We start from the raw sequence: 16,824 nt of genomic DNA on the forward strand, positions 1-16,824 counted from the left end.
GGTCGTGGTCACTTGCAACGGGTAAAAACGCAGATGGGCAGAGCGGAAATCACGATTTATGGCGCGGGTGCCTTCGGTCTGTCCTGCGGTTACGAGGCCGCGAAACGCGGTGCGAAGGTGCGGGTAATCGACCCTTACGGGGTCGGCCATGGCTCGTCCGGCGGCATCGTCGGGGCGCTCGCCCCGCATACGCCGGAGCGCTGGAATGCCAAGAAAGAGTTTCAGTTCCAAAGCCTGATCATGGCGCGCAGCCACTGGCCGGAGGTCGAGGCGACGGGGGGCGTCTCTTCGGGTTACGGCAATCTGGGGCGGGTGCAGGCCATCAAGGACGAGCGCCAATTGCAGCTTGCCCGCGAGCGCGAAGATCAGGCAAAAGAGCTGTGGCAGGGCAAGGCCGAGTGGCGTGTGGTGACGCAGGGCGAGACCGGCTATTGGGCGCCGATCAGCCCGACGGGCTTTCTCATTCACGACACGCTGTCGGCGCGGCTCAACCCGTGGCGGGCCTGTGCCGCATTGGCCGCCGCGATCACGGCATTGGGTGGCGAGGTCGTGACCGAAGGCCCGGAAGAGGGCGCGGTGATCCATGCCTCCGGCTGGTGGGGGCTCCGCGCGCTCAATGAGGCGTTCGGCAAAGAGGTCGGTAATGGCGTCAAGGGTCAGGCTATCCTTTTGGATCTCTCCCTTCCCGAAGCACCGCAGCTTTACGGCGAAAGCCTGCATGTCATCCCGCATGCGGACGGCACCACGGCGATCGGGTCCACATCGGAGCGCGACTTCGAAAGTCCAGACGCCACGGACGATCAAGCCGACGCGCTTCTGGCGCGTGCGCGCGACGCCGTGCCTGCGCTCCGGGATGCGCCGGAAATTCGCCGCTGGGCCGGGGTGCGCCCGCGCGCGAAATCCCGCGCGCCGATGCTGGGCGCCTGGCCCGACCGGGCCGGGCATTTCATTGCCAATGGCGGGTTCAAGATCGGCTATGGCATGGCGCCGCTTGCAGCACAGGTTTTGATTGACCTCGTGCTGGAGGGGCGCGACGCTGTTCCGGAAGAGTTCCGCGTGGAGGCGAGTCTATGAAAGTGACCTCTCTCGATCACCTCGTGCTGACCGTGGCCGACATCCCGGCGACGGTGGCGTTTTACACCGAGGCGCTGGGCATGGAGCCGGAAAAATTCCACCCTTCCGACGGCACAACGCGCCATGCGCTGCGCTTTGGGGCACAAAAGATCAACTTGCATCAGGCCGGGCAGGAATTCGAACCGAAAGCCGCCCATGTGCAGGCGGGCTCGGGCGATCTGTGTTTTTTGACGGATATGCCTGTGGCCGACTGGATGCGGCATCTGTCGGACAAAGGAATTTCCGTCGAGGAAGGCCCGGTCAGCCGCACCGGCGCGACCGGACCGCTTTTGTCGATCTATCTGCGCGACCCGGACGGCAATCTGATCGAGGTCTCAAACCGGCTTTGAGGCAGCGTCCCTGAGCTTGGTCATCAGCTTTTCAAGCCCGGCTTCGGTGCGCTCATTGATCAACCGCCCCTGAGCGTCGAAGGCATGCGAACTGTCGGCCACCAGCACTTCCGGGGCTTGCAGAATCTGCGCGTTGAACGGGGTCATCGCCCAGCGAAGGCTATATTGCGACCGCTCTCCGCCCGCGCGCCCGGCGGCGGCGGACATGATGGCCAGAGGCTTGCCGTCCCACGGGCTCAGACCGGTGCGGCTGATCCAGTCGAGCGCGTTCTTGAGAAGGCCGGGGATCATCTTGTTGTACTCGGGCGTCGATATTACCACCGCATCGGCATCGCGGATTTGCTCGGCGAGCGTCATGACTTCGGGCGGGATACCCTCCGCCTCAAGATCGGCGTCATAGAGCGGCAGCCGCAGGTTGGCCTCGGTGAACTCGCAAGGCCCAAAGAGCCGCACCGCTTCGTGCATCAGTTTCGTATTGGTCGAGGCGGCCCGCAGCGCGCCCGAGATGCCAAGAAGTTTGAGCATCAGAATTCTACCCCCTGTTGTGCCTTCACGCCGGATCGGAACGGGTGTTTCACCAGTTCCATCTCGGTCACCAGATCGGCGATCTCGATGATCTCGTCTTTCGCATTCCGCCCGGTCAGGACGACATGGGTCAGGGGCGGCTTCTCCGTGGTGAGAAACGCCACAACCTCCGCGACGTCGAGATAATCGTAGCGCAGCGCGATGTTGATCTCGTCGAGCAACACCATCCGGTTCTCCGGATCGTGGATCAGCTCCTTCGCCTTCTCCCACGCCGCCTTCGCCATTTCCGTATCGCGGGCCTTGTCCTGAGTTTCCCAGGTAAAGCCCTCGCCCATCGTGTAAAACTGGCAAATGTCGGAGAAATGTTCGGTGATCAGATCGCGTTCGCCACAATCCATCCCGCCCTTGATAAACTGCACCACGGCAGAGGGCATCCGATGCGCGATACAGCGGAAAATCATCCCGAAGGCGGCGGAGCTTTTGCCCTTGCCCTTGCCGGTATGGACGATGATCAGACCTTTCTGATCGGTCTTGGTCGCCATGATCTTGTCGCGGGCGGCCTTTTTCTTGGCCATCTTGGCGGCGTGGCGGTCAAGGTCGTTTTGGTCTGACATGCGTCCTCCCGGTCAGAAAAACAGTTGTACGAAGATCGGTGCGATCAACGAGGTGAAAATCGCGTTGAGCACCATGCCGATCCCGGCGAAAGCACCCGCCGTGCCATCGACCTGAAACGCCCGCGCCGTGCCGATGCCGTGCGCGGCCACACCTGTGGCAAAGCCGCGTGCCCGATAGTCGCGCACTCCGATGAGGTTGAGAAGGGGTGTCGTGACGACAGCGCCGATCACACCGGTGATCAGAACGAGCGCTACTGTCAGGGTCGACAACCCGCCGATGGTCTCGGACACGCCGATGGCGACCGGCGACGTCACGGCCTTGGGCACAAGCGACAGCAAGACTTCGCCGCGCAGGCCGCAGGCATAGCCAATCAAAGTGGCCGACACCATCGCGACCAGCCCGCCCGCGACGAGAGCGGCAAGCATCGGTACGGCGCTTTTCTTGATCCGTTCCCAGTTCTTCCAAAGCGGCACGGCGAGTGCCACGGTGGCCGGGCCGAGCAGGAAGTGAACGAATTGCGCACCTTCGAAATAGGTCGTGTAGCTGGTCTTGGTCATCACCAAAAGCGTCGACAACAGGATCATCGAGATCAGCACCGGGTTCACGAACGGCCGGTTGCCGGACAGGTTAAACGCGCCGAGACCGATCAGATAGGCCAGAAGCGTGAGCGTCAGCCACAAAAGCGGGCTGGTGGAGAGATAGCTCCAGATGTCGAGAATCTCAGTCATGATGGGCCTCGTCCTTATATCCGCGCGCCTGATTGACGAATTTGAACGTCAGCGCCCCCGCCGCGATGGACAGCACTGTCGATCCCACGATCGCGGCGGCCAGAGGCAGGCCGATGGTCGACATCTGATCGAGATATTGCACGATGCCGACGCCCGCAGGCACGAACAGAAGCGAGAGATGCGACAGCAGCCCGCTTGCAGTTTTCTCAATCGCGGGTCCAACACGGGGCCGCGTCAAAAGCAGGATCGCCAGAAGGATCATACCAATGACAGGACCGGGCAGGGGCAGGGAAAAGGAGCGGGCCAGGATTTCGCCGATCAGCTGAAATCCGAGGAGAATGCCGAAATGCAGGATCATATGCGTGCCTCTTTGCTGCGCCGGATGACGCGGCGGCAGTTTTACGCGCTTGCGCGAGGGCTGCAAGCACACAAGGCCGGGCAAATCAGGCATAGCGGACATGAAAAAGGCGCACCCCTCGGGGATGTGCCCTTCCCGTCAGATCGCGAGGCTTTATTCGGCCGGAACCGCCGTCGCCTGCGTGCGGCTGAAATGCTGGGCATTCAGGCGGAACACCAGCGCGATCATGGCGAACTGGAAGCCAAAGGCGATGGCGGTGATCGCCCAATAGATCACGCTGAATTTTTCGATCACCCCGGCCTGCACCAGACCGGCGTTGACGAAAAACTGGATCAGCACCGAAAGCGCCACCCCCGGACAGACCAAAGCATAAGAGCCGGGCGAGGTTTTCGAGCCAAAGACGAAATCCTTGAAATAGCCCTGACGTTTCAAAACGACGAGGCCGAGCCCGAGGAAGACGAATTGCAGCGACAGCATGCGCGCAAGGAACATCATCGTGCTGGCCGGGTCGGAATGACCGGCAAAGGTATGAAGCCCGTGCGCCTGACGCATGAAGAGGACCGACAGGATCGTCACGATCGGAATCACGATCAAAAGCGTCGGCCCGGATTCCTCATGGGTGCCGTAGTGCAGCATCGAGTTGAACGCCGTGGTCAGCGCGACCAGCGCATAGATCAGGGCCGCGACCGCGAAGAAGGTCGACAACACAAGGGCGATAGCGACGATCCACGGCACGGTGGACATGGCGGCAGGGGCGGCAAAGCCCACGCCCACCATCGACAGTGCGAAGGCCGGAAGCATCTGAGCGAAAGAGTTGTGCGAGGTCACATCGAACACGCCCCCCTTGGCAAGCACCCGCCCGAGGAAATCCCCGATGATCGACAGCGCGATCCAGCCGATGACCCCAAAGGCGATCATTGCGAAGGGGAAAAGATATTCCACCACGGTCCAGAGCCCCGGCACATAGACCATGCCCGCCACGAACAGCGCATTCACCGACATGGCCAACGCCAGCGGCATCGCCAGCAGGGTCGATTCGGCATTCGAGCTGCGCAGCGCCTGAAACCGCTCGGTCTTCTTGAGCGCCGCGTATTGGGCGAGATTCCAGATCAGGTGTTTGAGGTTGAGAAAGACGAAGACGGCAATGCCGAGCCAGGCCACCAGAATGGCGATTTTCATTGGCAGGGCACCGGTGGAAAAGGCGGCGAGGATGTCTTCGAACACCGGCACGGGGCGGCCCGGATGGGGCACCCAGAACATGAGATACATGAAGAAGGTGACAGAGAGGCCACCGGCGCCGAGCGAGGCGAGGAAGTACGTCGGGACGTAATGGTCCGCTGCACGTGTCGGTTTCATGGAAGGTCTCCTGAGATATATTCCTTTTGCCGAATGTATTTTGGGGAAAAGATATATCTATGACACATGTCAAAACGCCGCGCCACCAAGGCGTCGGCGACAAAACGCCGAATGCAATGCCGATTTTGCGGAAATTTGGCCTGTCTTTTGAGCCAACTGGTTCTTGGTGCAACAAAGCGCTAGGTGTTTGGCGCATCGTAACATGTTGTTCGGGGGGACAATGAAACTGGCGCGCATCACCACCTATCCGGTCAAAAGTCTGACCGGATCGGATCACGCAGCCGTCAAGGTTCAACCGATCGGCATCGAGGGCGATCGGCGCTGGGCAGTTGTCTATCCGAACGGGACCGTGGCGACGCGCCGGGAATTGCCGCGCATGGCGCATCTGAGCGCGGTCTGTACGCCCTATGGCCTCTCGATTTCCTTTGAAGGCGCGCGTCTCGATGTGCCCTATCCCTCTGGTGCCCCGACCTCGGCCAAAGTCTTTTCCAGCGTGATCGAAGGCGTCGAGGATGCGGGCAATTATGCCTCGCATTTCCTGTCCTCCGCGCTCGAACGCGAGGTGCGCCTCGTCTGGTTCCCCGACACGGCCCGCCGCCCGGTGTCCCGCGCCTATGCGGGGGAGGGGTATTTCACCGCTTTCTCAGATGGTTATCCGCTGCTTTTGACGACTCAGGCGTCTCTGGCCGAGTTGAACGCGGAACTGGCCGCCCCGGTCGAGATGCAGCGGTTTCGCCCCAATATCGTGATCGCCGGGGATGTCGAGCCCTGGTCCGAGGACACATGGCGGGTGATCCGCATCGGCTCCACGATCTTTCGCGTGGTCAAGCCCTGTGAGCGCTGTGTCATGGTCACTCAGGACCCGCAGACCGGCGAACAGACCCATCCGCGCGAACCGCTCGCGACTCTCGGGCGCATTCACCGCGCCGTCACCGGCAAGATCATCTTCGGTCAGAATCTGGTGGTCGAGGAAGAGGGCAACATCGTTCTGGGCGATGAGGTCGAGGTGCTGGAGCAAGGTCCGTCCAACATGCTCGATCCGAAGCGCGGCGGTGAGCAGTCGTTTTAGCTGACCCCATGGCATAAGCTGCGGGTTGCGTGAGCGTCCGGCTTTCAAGGTCCCCGAACCGGGGTTAACCCTTTGTTAACCATGTCCGACGACACTCGCGACATGAAACCGATCTTTCCCCTTCTTGTCCCTCTCCTCCTGTCCGGCTGCGTCGCCGACAGTCCCGCGCTCGGCTATTCCCGCGCGGGGTTTTATCCGGTGGAGATCGGCGGCAACAGCTATCGCGTCTACACCGAAGAAACCCGGAACTGCGTCGAGGTGCATCGCGTCAACATGGTCTTTCCTCCGCCCTCGCGCAGGCTGATCCTGACACAGATGGAAACCGCAGCCATGCAGGCCACAGGGTGCAAGATCAAGAAGGGCACGTTCATCGGCGATCAGGCGATGTCGAAAGGCCAGCTCGATTGTTCCGAAGGCCCCGGCGTTAAGGACTGGGTGCCCGGCACCTGCAACACGCGCCCTTGGGGATGAGCTTTACACCGGCTTCTGAAAGGTGATCGAGGTCGGTCGGTCATAGCCCGCATGTGCATTGCGCCCGGTTTCGACAAATCCGAGCCGGGTGAACACTGCATGGTTCTCCGTCAACTCCACCCGCGTCTCCAATTCCAACCGATCCAGCCCCAATGCGCGCGCACGCTCCTCCGCCACGCCGATCAAGGCTCGCGCCAATCCTTTGCCCTGCATCGCCTCCGCCACGGCGAGCTTGCCGATGTAAAGCTGTCCGGGCTTTTCCGTCAGGATCGCGCAGGCAATGAGCGGTGTACCAATGCCCCAAAGCTCCTTCGTTCGGGCGTCGTCTGTCAGGCTCTCAAGCGTCATCCGATGCATCGAAGACGGCGGATCGACTCGCCCCTTCATCCCGGCAAAAGCGGCTCTGATCAAACCAAGCGCCTCCGCCAAGCGCGGGTCTTCCGGCGCTATCCGTTCGGGTGTCATCGAAGCCTCTCCAAAAGCCCCCGCGCCGAATTCGACCGGGGTCGCCACAGCCCGCGCTCCATCGCCTCGATCAACCGCTCCGCAATCTCGCAGAGCGCGGGCGCATTGTGCTCGGCGATGAAGTCGCGCGTGTCATCGTCCTCGATAAAGGCGGCGTGCACCAGATCGAAATGATGGTCCTTCACCGCATGGGTCGTGGCGGCGAAGGCGAACATATAGTCCACCGTCGCGGCAATCTCGAACGCGCCCTTGTAGCCATGGCGTTTGACCCCCGCGATCCATTTCGGATTGACCACGCGGGACCGGACCACCCGACCGATCTCTTCGTCGAGTGTGCGGATCACAGGCCGTTCGGGACGGGAATGGTCGTTGTGGTAGATCGGGCGATCACGGCCCTGAAGCGTCGCCACCGCCGCCGCCGCCCCACCTTCGAACTGGTAATAATCGTCGCTGTCCAACAGGTCGTGTTCGCGGTTGTCCTGATTCTGCACGATGGCCTCGACCTCTGAAAGCCGCGCTTCGAACCCTGCGCGATCCTTCACACCTTCCTGGGCCGCACCGTAAGCATAGCCGCCCCATTCGAGATACGCCGCCGCCAGATCGGCCTTGTCCGTCCAGATCCGCTCGTCGATCATCGCCTGAAGCCCGGCGCCGTAAGCCCCCGGTTTCGACCCAAACACACGGGATTTGCCCTCTCCACGCCGCGCCCGTGCTGCCGCCGGGTTGTCCTCCTCGGGCTCATCAAGGGCCTGAACGGCCCGCGCCGCACTGTCGACAAGGGCGATCAATTGCGGGAAGGCATCGCGGAAAAACCCCGATACCCGAAGGGTCACATCCACACGAGGACGACCCAAAACAGAGGCGGGCAAGATGTCAAATCCGGTCACGCGACGCGACATCGTATCCCATGTCGGCTTGACGCCCATCAGCGCCAGAGCCTGCGCAATATCATCGCCGCCGGTCCGCATGTTCGCCGTGCCCCATGCGGTGATCAGCAGGCTGCGCGGCCAGTCGCCATGCTCCTGCAAATGTTGCTCGATCAGAAGATTGGCGGATTTCCAACCCAATTGCCACGCGGTCTGTGTCGGGACGGCGCGGGTATCGACCGAATAGAAATTCTTGCCGGTGGGCAGAACATCGAGCCGTCCGCGCGTCGGGGCACCGGAGGGGCCGGGCGGGACGAAGCGCCCGTCAAGCCCGGTCAGAAGCGCCTCCATCTCGGCGGGGCCACAGGCGGCGACCATGGGCAGAACTTCCGCCCGCAAGTTCTCAAGCACGGCCTGTGATGCGGGGCCGGGGGCGTCCAATCCCGCGTCCAGAAGCTGTGCGGAATAAAGCTCGATCCGCTCGACCGTATCGCCATGCGTCCGCCAGATGTCGGCGCTGGTTTCGATCAGGCACTCAGGTCGTTCATCCCCGAAGGCTTGCGCCATATCGCAGTCGAGCGGATCGAAATTCAGACCCAAATCCAGCGCAATCGCCCGAATGAGAGATGCATTCGGCCCCTTACCGTCGCCGCGCGGCACCCGCACCAGTGCAAGCGCCAGATCGCGCGCCAGACGTCCTTCGGGGGCGGTGCCAAAGATGTGCAGCCCGTCGCGGATCTGTGCCTCCTTGAGCTCGCACAGATAGGCGTCGAGCTTGGCCAGATCGCCATCCTCATCCGTGCCCGTCATGCCGACGTCGCGGTCCAGACCGGTCACGGAACTCAGGCTCAAAATCTCCCGGCGCAGGGTCGAGATGCGGCGCGGATCGACGCCTGCGGCTTCGAAATATTCGTCCACCAAAGCCTCCAGATCGCGCAACGGACCATAGGTTTCCGCGCGGGTGAGAGGTGGCGTCAGGTGGTCGATGATCACGGCCTGCGCCCGGCGTTTGGCCTGTGTTCCTTCGCCGGGATCGTTGACGATGAACGGGTAAAGATGCGGCATCGGGCCGAACACCGCCTCGGGCAGGCAGGCGTCCGAGAGCGCCACAGCCTTGCCCGGCAGCCATTCCATATTGCCATGCTTGCCCATATGGACCACCGCCTGCGCCCCGAAACTGTGCCGCAGGTAGAGGTAGAAGGCGAGGTAATTGTGCGGCGGCACGAGGTCCGGGGAATGGTAGGTCTCGGTCGGGTCGATGTTATAGCCGCGCGCGGGTTGCACGCCCACCACGACATTACCGAAGGTCAGGATCGAGAGGGCAAAACCCTCCTCGGTCGCGAAAGGATCGTCCTCCGGCTGGCCCCATCTCTCCTCGATCTGTTGCCGCACCGGCTCGGGCAGGGTCTCATAGCGCGCGCGATAGTCGGCAAGCGCCATCCGCACGCCGCCCTGCCGTGCCGCGCGATCCGTCAGCCAGTTGGTCGGGCCGCGCATAATCTGTTGCATCAGATCGTCGCTGTCGGGGGGCGGGGCGTCGACGGCGTAGCCCTCCGCCGCCAACCGGTGCAGTACGTTCACCGTCGCGGCGGGGGTGTCGAGGCCGACACCATTGGCGAGCCGCCCGTCCTTGTTCGGATAGTTCGCCAAAACCAGCGCGACTTTGCGTTCGGCGCGCGGCACGCGTCGCAGGCGTGCCCAGTTGGCGGCAAGCTCCGCGACAAAGCCAATCCGGCTCTCCTCCGCGCGATAGGTGGCGATGGTGCATTCGGTGGCGTCGTCACGGTAGGCCTCGCCCTTGAACGACACCGCGCGGGTCATCACCCGACCGTCCACCTCGGGCAGCGCGACGTTCATCGCGATGTCCCGGGCCGACAGCCCGCTGGTCCCCGTCTCCCATGCCTCATGCGACGATCCGGCCAGCACGACCTGAAACACCGGCGCGCCGTTGGTCGCGGGGTTGCTCAGGGGCGTGTCCGTGCCGCCGCTTTCCAGCGTGCCGACGGCAAAGGCGGTGCAATTGAGGATGACCTCCGGCGGGGCCTCCCGAAACAGGCTCTCCAATGTGGCGGCGGAGACTGGGTCTTTCAGGGAGGCGACAAAGACGGGCAGAGGGTTGAGGCCTCGTGCCATCAGCGCTTCGATCAGACCATTGATCGGGCCAAGCCCCGCGCCCTGCACCAGTGCGCGGTAGAACACCAGCGGTACGACGGGCGCGCCCTCGGTCCACAGCTTCTCAAGCTGACCGAGATCGGCAACACCCTTGCCCGGCCAATAGAGACCCGCCCGCAACAGCGGCTTGGCCGGGGCGGGTTTCTCGCCACCGTCGAGCATGGCGCGGGCATAGGACAGGAACGCGACCGCATTCTCCGCTCCGCCCTCGGTCAGATAGGACCAAAGCCGGTGATAATCCTCTGTCGAAACGGTCGAAAGCGCGGCCAGCTCCGCATCGGGTTTGTCATCGCCCGGAAGCGCGACAAAGGCCACGCCCGCCTCATGCAGCCGTGCGGCATATTGTTCGAGACCGTATTTCCAATAGCCCGCGCCCCCCAGCACGCGCGCGATCACCATCCGGGATTTGGTGGCGCATGTGTCGAGATGCAGATCGACCGACAGCGGGTGACGCAGATGCAGGAGCGAGGCAAGCCGCAGCGTCGGCGCCTCCGTCATCGCGGCACGGGCCTCCGACAAAAGCGCCAGTTCCGTGTCCGCCGCCGAGATCACCACCAGATCGGCGGGGCTTTGTCCAAGGTCCACGGCCTCGCTGCCGTCGTCGATCGAACCGGGGGTGGCGGCGAGCAGATGCATCGCTTCTCCTTGTCACGCCCCGCGTTTCGGGGCATTGCTCGGAAAACTCCAAAGAGGTCTCCGATGGATTATTCGAAAATGGGCGGGCCGAAAAAGCTCTCCGGCGCGCCGAAACATGGCGAGCACAAACGCCAGCAGCCGAAAGGCAAGCAAACGCCGAAAGCCGAGTTGCTGGCGCGGATGAAAGCGGCTGCGGATAAGAAGAAGGCCGACTGACGGCCTTCCCTTTACGCCTTCAACGCGGCTTCGATCGCGGCGCGGTCGAGCCCCGCCTCGCCGATGACGACAAGCTGCGACAGCCGTGGCGCGGTGCCGAAGGGCTGATCGAAATAGCTGTCGACGCGCGGCCCCACGGCCTGAAGCGTCAGGCGCATCGGCTTGTCCCGGACTGCGACAAACCCCTTGAGCCGCAGGATGTCATGGTCCCGGATCACCTTGGCGACCTGCTCGGCAAAGGCTTTCGGGTCCTCGATCTCGGGCCGGATCACCACGAAGCTCTCGAACTCGTCATGGCCGTGCTCATGGGGATGATCGTCGTGGTGGTCGTGATCATCATGATCGTCGTCATGATGGTGGTGATGTACCTCATGGCGGGCCTCAAGATCGCTCTCGGCGCCGATCCCCTGTCCCAAAAGCACATCCACCGGCAAAGCCCCCATGCTCGAGCGCAGGACATGCACGCCCGGCCGGGCCTCTCCCTTGAGCTTGCGCACCAGTGCTTCCGCCTGATCCTCACCCAGAAGATCCGCCTTGTTCACCACGATCATGTCGGCGCAGGCGATCTGATCCTCGAACAATTCGGACAGTGGTGTCTCATGATCGAGGTTCTCGTCCAGCTTGCGCTGGGCATCCACGGCGGCGACGTTATGGGCGAATTGCCCCTCGTCCACCGCTTTGCCATCGACCACGGTCACAACGCCATCGACGGTGACCTGTGTCGAAATTTCCGGCCAGTTGAAGGCCCGCACCAAAGGTTGCGGCAAGGCAAGCCCTGAGGTTTCGATCACGATGTGATCCGGCTTGTCTTCGCGCGCCAAAAGCTTTTGCATCGTCGGAATGAACTCATCGGCCACGGTGCAACAGATGCAGCCATTCGACAGCTCCATCACATCCTCGTCCCGACAGGTTGCATCGCCGCAGCCCTTGAGAATGTCGCCATCAATGCCAAGATCGCCGAATTCGTTGATGATGAGGGCAATGCGTTTGCCTTCGGCATTCGCCAACATGTGCCGGATCAGGGTCGTTTTGCCCGCACCGAGAAAGCCCGTCACGACGGTCGCAGGAATTTTCGCTGCCATATCAGTATCCTTTGAAAAACGCCGGGGCCAAAGCCCCGGCTCCGGCTCACGCCGACAGCGTGCGCGAGGACACGAGACCGGTCTTGCCCAGCCCCTTGATCGCTTTCGCACCCGCCAGAACTGCGAGATCCACCAGCGGCTCAAGGATGATGACGGTCATATAGGCACCGCCGAACATGCCGACCGCGGCAAGGCTTTCAGCCGAGAAACCCTGACCGTAAAACGCCCAGAACCCGACCCAGATCACGATCCCCGCCTGATAGGTGGTCGAAAGCGCCAGCGCCTGTTTGTAGGACACATCCGCATAGGCGGTGTCCGGCGCGATGATGCGCTGCGCCACCGCCTTGATACCGAACAAAGGCACCAGAAGCGTGGTGACGTTCATGCCGTATTGCGGCAGGTCGAAGGGGGCGAAAAACACGCCCTGCGCCAGAAGCCCGAGCGCCAGACCGAGTGCCGCGGGGGCCGCTCCGAACAGCAGGAACAAGGTGGAGCCGAGGATCAGGTGGACTTCGGAAACCCCCACCGGATAATGCGGCAGGACCTGAAAGAACACGAAAACGGCGGCGGTCGAAATCACGGTCCGGGCCAGAAACGACCCCACGCCCTGATCGCGCAGCGCGCCGATGCTTTCCTTGAGTGTGTAGAGACCAGCGCCAGCCGCGGTGGCATAAGACAGTGCGATCTTCGCACCGGTGACAATACCGGGTTCGATATGCATCGAATGATCCTCCATAGCCGTCATCCCCGACGGCGGGTTGAGTTATGTGGTCAGGGCAGGTCTCCTGGCTCGCGGGTCGAAGCGCTCTCGTCACCTTCCCAAGGTTTCCCTCAGTGGTATGCCGACGGGCACTCACCGCTTACAGTCGCGGGGGCGGCTGTGGCCTTGTGCTCCGGTATGGATCACACGCACCACATTCCCATTTCTCCCCGAACGCTTTTGCGTCTGTGCCGGGGAACCATGACGCGCCTATTTGGTGCGTGCAGCATGGCAGGGTCAAGCGTTTTGCGGCGTCCTGCCGTCGCTTCCCCCTCCACCGACCCCATATATGCAATATTTTGTGGATAACTCCGCCCTTTTCCCCATATCTCGCGTTGCCCCCGTTGACTCAAGCGCTCCCCTCCCGAACAGTTTTCTTTCACAAGGAATCAGGAACAGGCCGCTTTGCGTTTCACCCGTCTGCGTCTCAATGGCTTCAAAAGCTTTGTGGACCCCACCGATCTCGTGATCGCGGATGGGCTGACGGGGGTTGTCGGGCCGAACGGTTGCGGCAAATCCAATCTTCTCGAGGCGCTGCGCTGGGTGATGGGGGAAAACCGGCCCAAGGCGATGCGCGGTGCGGGCATGGAAGACGTGATCTTCGCAGGTGCCTCGACCCGTCCGGCGCGCAACTTTGCCGAAGTTTGCCTGATGATCGACAATTCGGAACGTCTCGCGCCCGCAGGGTTTAACGACAGCGATTCTGTCGAGATCATTCGCCGGATCACCCGGGACGCGGGCTCCGCCTACAAGGTGAATTCCAAGGATGTGCGCGCTCGCGACGTCTCCATGCTCTTCGCCGACGCCTCCACCGGTGCGCATTCGCCTGCGCTGGTGCGGCAGGGGCAAATCTCCGAACTGATCAACGCAAAACCCACGGCCCGCCGCCGCATCTTGGAGGAAGCCGCCGGGATTTCCGGCCTGTATCAGCGCCGCCACGAAGCGGAGTTGAAACTCAAGGGGGCGGAAACCAACCTCGCCCGGGTCGATGACGTGATCGAACAGCTCGCCAGCCAACTGGCTTCGCTTGCGCGTCAGGCGCGTCAGGCCGCGCGCTATCGCGAAATCGGGGTCGAGCTGCGCCATGCCGAGGGGCTTTTGCATTACCGGCGCTGGCGCGATGCGGATCATGCGCGCGCTGAGGCGGAAGACATCCTGCGCACCCGGTTGCGGCAAGCTTCCGAGGCTGAACGCCTCGCCCGAGAGGCCGCCAAACAGCGGGAAACTCTTGAAGAGGCTCTGCCGCCGCTCCGCGAGGAGGAGGCCATCGCCGCCGCCGTGTTGCAGCGTCTCACCGTGTCACGCGATCAGCTTTCCGACGAGGAGCGCCGGGCGCGTGAGATGATCGAAACCCTGTCGCGCCGGATCGATCAGTTGGTCGCCGACATGGCCCGCGAGGAGCAGCTCAACAAAGACGCGGGCGAAACCATCGCGCGGCTCGAATGGGAACAGCGGGAGTTGATCAAGGCCGCCGATGGTCATGAACCGCGCTTGTTGGCCGCGGCGGCGGAGGCCTCCGAGGCCAGCCAGATTCTGGCGGATCGCGAAACCGCGCTCACCCAGATGACCGAAGACGTCGCCCGTCTTGCGGCGCGGCACCAATCGGCGAACCGCTTGGTCGAGGACAATCGCAAAACGCTGGACCGTGCGCGCGGCGAGGCGGATCGCGCCCGCGGGGCCGTCGACGAGGCGCGGACCACGCTCGCCCGCTCCGCCGAAGTGCTCGAAGAAGCCGAGGTCCGACAGGAAGAGGCGGTCGCCCGCGCCGAAGAGGCCGAGGCGATGCTGATCGAGGCCGACGAAGCCCGGACAGAAGCACAATCGCGCGAGGCCGTGGCGCGTGCCGCGCGTTCGGAAGCGGAGGGCGAGGTGGGGGCGCTCAAGGCCGAAGTGGCGGCTTTGGCAAAAATGCTCGACCGCGATCAGATCGGCGGCAAGCAATTGCTCGATCTGGTCAAGGTCAAATCAGGATATGAAAAAGCGCTCGGTGCTGCGCTTTCCGATGATTTGCGACAGCCTGCGATTGAGGCCTATCAGGCCTCCGGTTGGGTCACCCTGCCGGATTACCCGGACGATCAGGACTTGCCCAACGGTGTCGAGCCGCTGGAAGACTATGTCACCGCCCCGCCGGTTCTCGGGCGTCGCCTGTCGCAAATCGGACTGGTGCGTGCGGAAGACGGCGCGCGGTTGCAGGCCGATCTCGAACCCGGTCAGCGGCTGGTGTCCATGGAAGGCGACCTGTGGCGTTGGGACGGCTATCGTGCGGGCGCAGAGGATGCGCCCTCCGCCGCCGCGCTGCGTTTGCAGCAACTCAACCGGCTCGAGGACCTGAAACAGGAGCTTGTGGCCGCCGAGGCCAAGGCCGGCGGTGCCGCTCAGGCGCATGAGCATCTCAAGGCCGAACTGACCCGACTGACCGAAGCCGACCGCATGGCCCGCGAGGCCCGCCGCGATGCGGATCGCGCGATGTCGGAGGCCGCGCGGACATTGTCGAAGGTCGAGAATGAAAAGACCTTGGCCGAGGGCAAGGTCGAAAACCTCGGTCTCGCCGTGGCCCGTCACGAGGAAGAGGCGCGCGGCGCCGATCAACGGCTGCGCGAGGCGGAAAAGGCGGTCAAGGACCTGCCCGATCTCGACGCCGCGCGCTCCGACATTGAGCAGGTGAAACTCGCCGTCGAGGCCGCGCGGATCACCATGATGACCAAGCGGTCGTCCCATGACGAGATCCGCCGCGAAGGCGAGGCGCGCACCCGGCGAAGCCAGGAAGTGACCAAAGAGCTGTCCGGTTGGCGGCACCGTCTCGATACGGCGGGCAAACGGATTGCCGAGCTTCAGGATCGTAAGGAAGCGACCGAGGAAGAGCTGTACGAAGCCGCCGCCCAGCCCGAGGAAATCGCCGAAAAACGCGAAGCCCTGCTGGCGCAGATCGAGGAGGCGGAGCACCGTCGCAAACGGGCCTCCGATGCGCTCTTTGTCGCGGAGGAAAGCCTGCGCGAGACGGTTCATGCGGAGCGCGAGGCGGAGCGGCTGGCCTCCGAGGCGCGTGAAACCCGCGCCGCCGCAGAGGCCCGTCGGGACGCGGCGAAGGAGACGGTGGAGGCCGCGATCGAGCGCATCCGCGAGGAGTTGGAAACCACGCCCGCGAAGCTTTTGGAAGAGCTCGCCGTCGACCCGGAGAAAATCCCGCCGCATGGTGAGATCGAGGTGGATGTGAACCGCCTCAAACGCCTGCGCGATAGTCTCGGTGCGGTGAACCTGCGGGCCGAGGAAGACGCGAAAGAGGTGCGTGAAGAACACGATACCCTCTTGAAAGAAAAGCAGGATCTCGAAGAGGCGATCAAAACGCTGCGCTCGGGGATTGCGTCCCTGAACCGGGAAGGCCGTGAACGCCTGCTCACCGCTTTCGAGCAGGTCAACAGCAACTTCTCCATGCTGTTCACCCACCTGTTCGGCGGTGGCGAAGCACGTCTCATGATGGTCGAAAGCGACGATCCTCTGGAGGCCGGGCTTGAGATCATGTGCCAGCCGCCGGGCAAGAAATTGTCGACCCTCTCGCTGCTCTCAGGTGGTGAACAGACGCTCACAGCACTCGCCCTGATTTTCGCCGTGTTCATGGCCAACCCGGCGCCGATCTGTGTGCTTGACGAGGTGGACGCGCCTCTGGACGACGCCAACGTGACCCGGTTCTGCGACATGCTCGACGAGATGACCCAGCGCACCGACACGCGGTTTCTGGTGATCACCCACCACGCCGTCACCATGGCCCGCATGGACCGCCTGTTCGGCGTGACCATGCAGGAACAGGGCGTCTCACAACTGGTTTCCGTGGACCTGAAAAAGGCCGAGGCGCTTGTTGCGTAACTTCGGTGTTGCGCGGTCTTTGATGGTGCGGACTCTTAAGACTTTTCCAACAATTCGTCTCTAATCCTAACGATGCCGTAATCCATTACGGTGACAGGAGGTGATGACACTGGAAGAACACTCGTTTCGCAAATGGATGGTGATCATTGCGGCGGCAACGCTCGCTGTGACAATCGTCCGC

15 protein-coding genes and 1 riboswitch are annotated in these 16,824 nt (G+C 62.9%); of the genes, 6 read left to right on the plus strand and 9 right to left on the minus strand.

Annotated features, from left to right (window positions below; genetic code table 11):
• Window positions 1–33: 33 nt before the first annotated feature.
• On the plus strand, window positions 34–1,074 hold the full coding sequence (locus V1475_RS05475) for an NAD(P)/FAD-dependent oxidoreductase (RefSeq protein ID WP_479411940.1): 1,041 nt from the start codon (window positions 34–36) through the stop codon (window positions 1,072–1,074).
• On the plus strand, window positions 1,071–1,463 hold the full coding sequence (locus V1475_RS05480; RefSeq protein ID WP_479411941.1) for a VOC family protein: 393 nt from the start codon (window positions 1,071–1,073) through the stop codon (window positions 1,461–1,463). The genes V1475_RS05475 and V1475_RS05480 overlap by 4 nt, the downstream gene beginning before the upstream one ends.
• Here V1475_RS05480 and V1475_RS05485 read toward each other — a convergent pair.
• The 5 genes from V1475_RS05485 to V1475_RS05505 all read right to left on the minus strand — a co-directional run bounded on the left by V1475_RS05485 (window position 1,449) and on the right by V1475_RS05505 (window position 5,045).
• On the minus strand, window positions 1,449–1,988 hold the full coding sequence (locus tag V1475_RS05485; RefSeq protein ID WP_479411942.1) for an NADPH-dependent FMN reductase: 540 nt from the start codon (window positions 1,986–1,988) through the stop codon (window positions 1,449–1,451). The genes V1475_RS05480 and V1475_RS05485 overlap by 15 nt on opposite strands.
• A complete protein-coding gene (gene cobO, locus V1475_RS05490) occupies window positions 1,988–2,602 on the minus strand; it encodes a cob(I)yrinic acid a,c-diamide adenosyltransferase (RefSeq protein WP_479411943.1) in 615 nt (204 codons plus the stop codon). The genes V1475_RS05485 and cobO overlap by 1 nt, the downstream gene beginning before the upstream one ends.
• A gap of 12 nt (window positions 2,603–2,614) precedes the next feature.
• On the minus strand, window positions 2,615–3,331 hold the full coding sequence (locus V1475_RS05495) for an LrgB family protein (RefSeq protein ID WP_479411944.1): 717 nt from the start codon (window positions 3,329–3,331) through the stop codon (window positions 2,615–2,617).
• Window positions 3,324–3,689, minus strand: a complete 366-nt coding sequence (locus V1475_RS05500) for a CidA/LrgA family protein (protein WP_479411945.1) — start codon at window positions 3,687–3,689, stop codon at window positions 3,324–3,326. The genes V1475_RS05495 and V1475_RS05500 overlap by 8 nt, the downstream gene beginning before the upstream one ends.
• 153 nt (window positions 3,690–3,842) lie before the next feature.
• Window positions 3,843–5,045 (minus strand): TsoY family (seleno)protein, encoded by a 1,203-nt coding sequence (locus V1475_RS05505; RefSeq protein ID WP_479411946.1) that lies wholly within the window; start codon window positions 5,043–5,045, stop codon window positions 3,843–3,845.
• Window positions 5,046–5,265: 220 nt separating this feature from the next.
• Between V1475_RS05505 and V1475_RS05510 the strand changes: the two genes are divergently transcribed.
• Together V1475_RS05510 and V1475_RS05515 are read left to right on the plus strand one after the other, a co-directional pair.
• Window positions 5,266–6,114 carry an MOSC domain-containing protein gene (locus tag V1475_RS05510; protein ID WP_479411947.1) on the plus strand — a complete coding sequence of 283 codons (849 nt, stop codon included), beginning with the start codon at window positions 5,266–5,268 and terminating at the stop codon, window positions 6,112–6,114.
• Window positions 6,115–6,216: 102 nt separating this feature from the next.
• Window positions 6,217–6,585, plus strand: a complete 369-nt coding sequence (locus V1475_RS05515; RefSeq protein ID WP_479411948.1) for a hypothetical protein — start codon at window positions 6,217–6,219, stop codon at window positions 6,583–6,585.
• A gap of 3 nt (window positions 6,586–6,588) precedes the next feature.
• Here the strand turns inward: V1475_RS05515 and V1475_RS05520 are convergent, their stop codons facing one another.
• Together V1475_RS05520 and cobN are read right to left on the minus strand one after the other, a co-directional pair.
• Window positions 6,589–7,098, minus strand: a complete 510-nt coding sequence (locus V1475_RS05520; RefSeq protein WP_479411949.1) for a GNAT family N-acetyltransferase — start codon at window positions 7,096–7,098, stop codon at window positions 6,589–6,591.
• The gene (gene cobN / locus V1475_RS05525; RefSeq protein WP_479411950.1) at window positions 7,047–10,724 is read right to left on the minus strand and encodes a cobaltochelatase subunit CobN; all 3,678 of its coding nucleotides are present in this window, start codon (window positions 10,722–10,724) and stop codon (window positions 7,047–7,049) included. Before cobN ends, V1475_RS05520 begins: the two co-directional genes overlap by 52 nt.
• A 63-nt stretch (window positions 10,725–10,787) precedes the next feature.
• Here cobN and V1475_RS05530 point away from each other — a divergent pair, with 63 nt between their 5' ends.
• A complete protein-coding gene (locus tag V1475_RS05530; RefSeq protein WP_198403431.1) occupies window positions 10,788–10,940 on the plus strand; it encodes a hypothetical protein in 153 nt (50 codons plus the stop codon).
• Window positions 10,941–10,951: 11 nt separating this feature from the next.
• Here the strand turns inward: V1475_RS05530 and cobW are convergent, their stop codons facing one another.
• On the minus strand, window positions 10,952–12,022 hold the full coding sequence (gene cobW, locus V1475_RS05535; RefSeq protein WP_479411951.1) for a cobalamin biosynthesis protein CobW: 1,071 nt from the start codon (window positions 12,020–12,022) through the stop codon (window positions 10,952–10,954).
• A gap of 46 nt (window positions 12,023–12,068) precedes the next feature.
• A complete protein-coding gene (locus V1475_RS05540; RefSeq protein ID WP_096807260.1) occupies window positions 12,069–12,743 on the minus strand; it encodes an energy-coupling factor ABC transporter permease in 675 nt (224 codons plus the stop codon).
• Window positions 12,744–12,780: 37 nt separating this feature from the next.
• Window positions 12,781–13,001, minus strand: a riboswitch (cobalamin riboswitch).
• A 186-nt stretch (window positions 13,002–13,187) separates the two neighbouring features.
• Between V1475_RS05540 and smc the strand changes: the two genes are divergently transcribed.
• Window positions 13,188–16,643 (plus strand): chromosome segregation protein SMC, encoded by a 3,456-nt coding sequence (gene smc, locus V1475_RS05545; RefSeq protein ID WP_479411952.1) that lies wholly within the window; start codon window positions 13,188–13,190, stop codon window positions 16,641–16,643.
• Window positions 16,644–16,824: the final 181 nt, after the last annotated feature.

The organism is Celeribacter sp. SCSIO 80838, assembly GCF_056498065.1.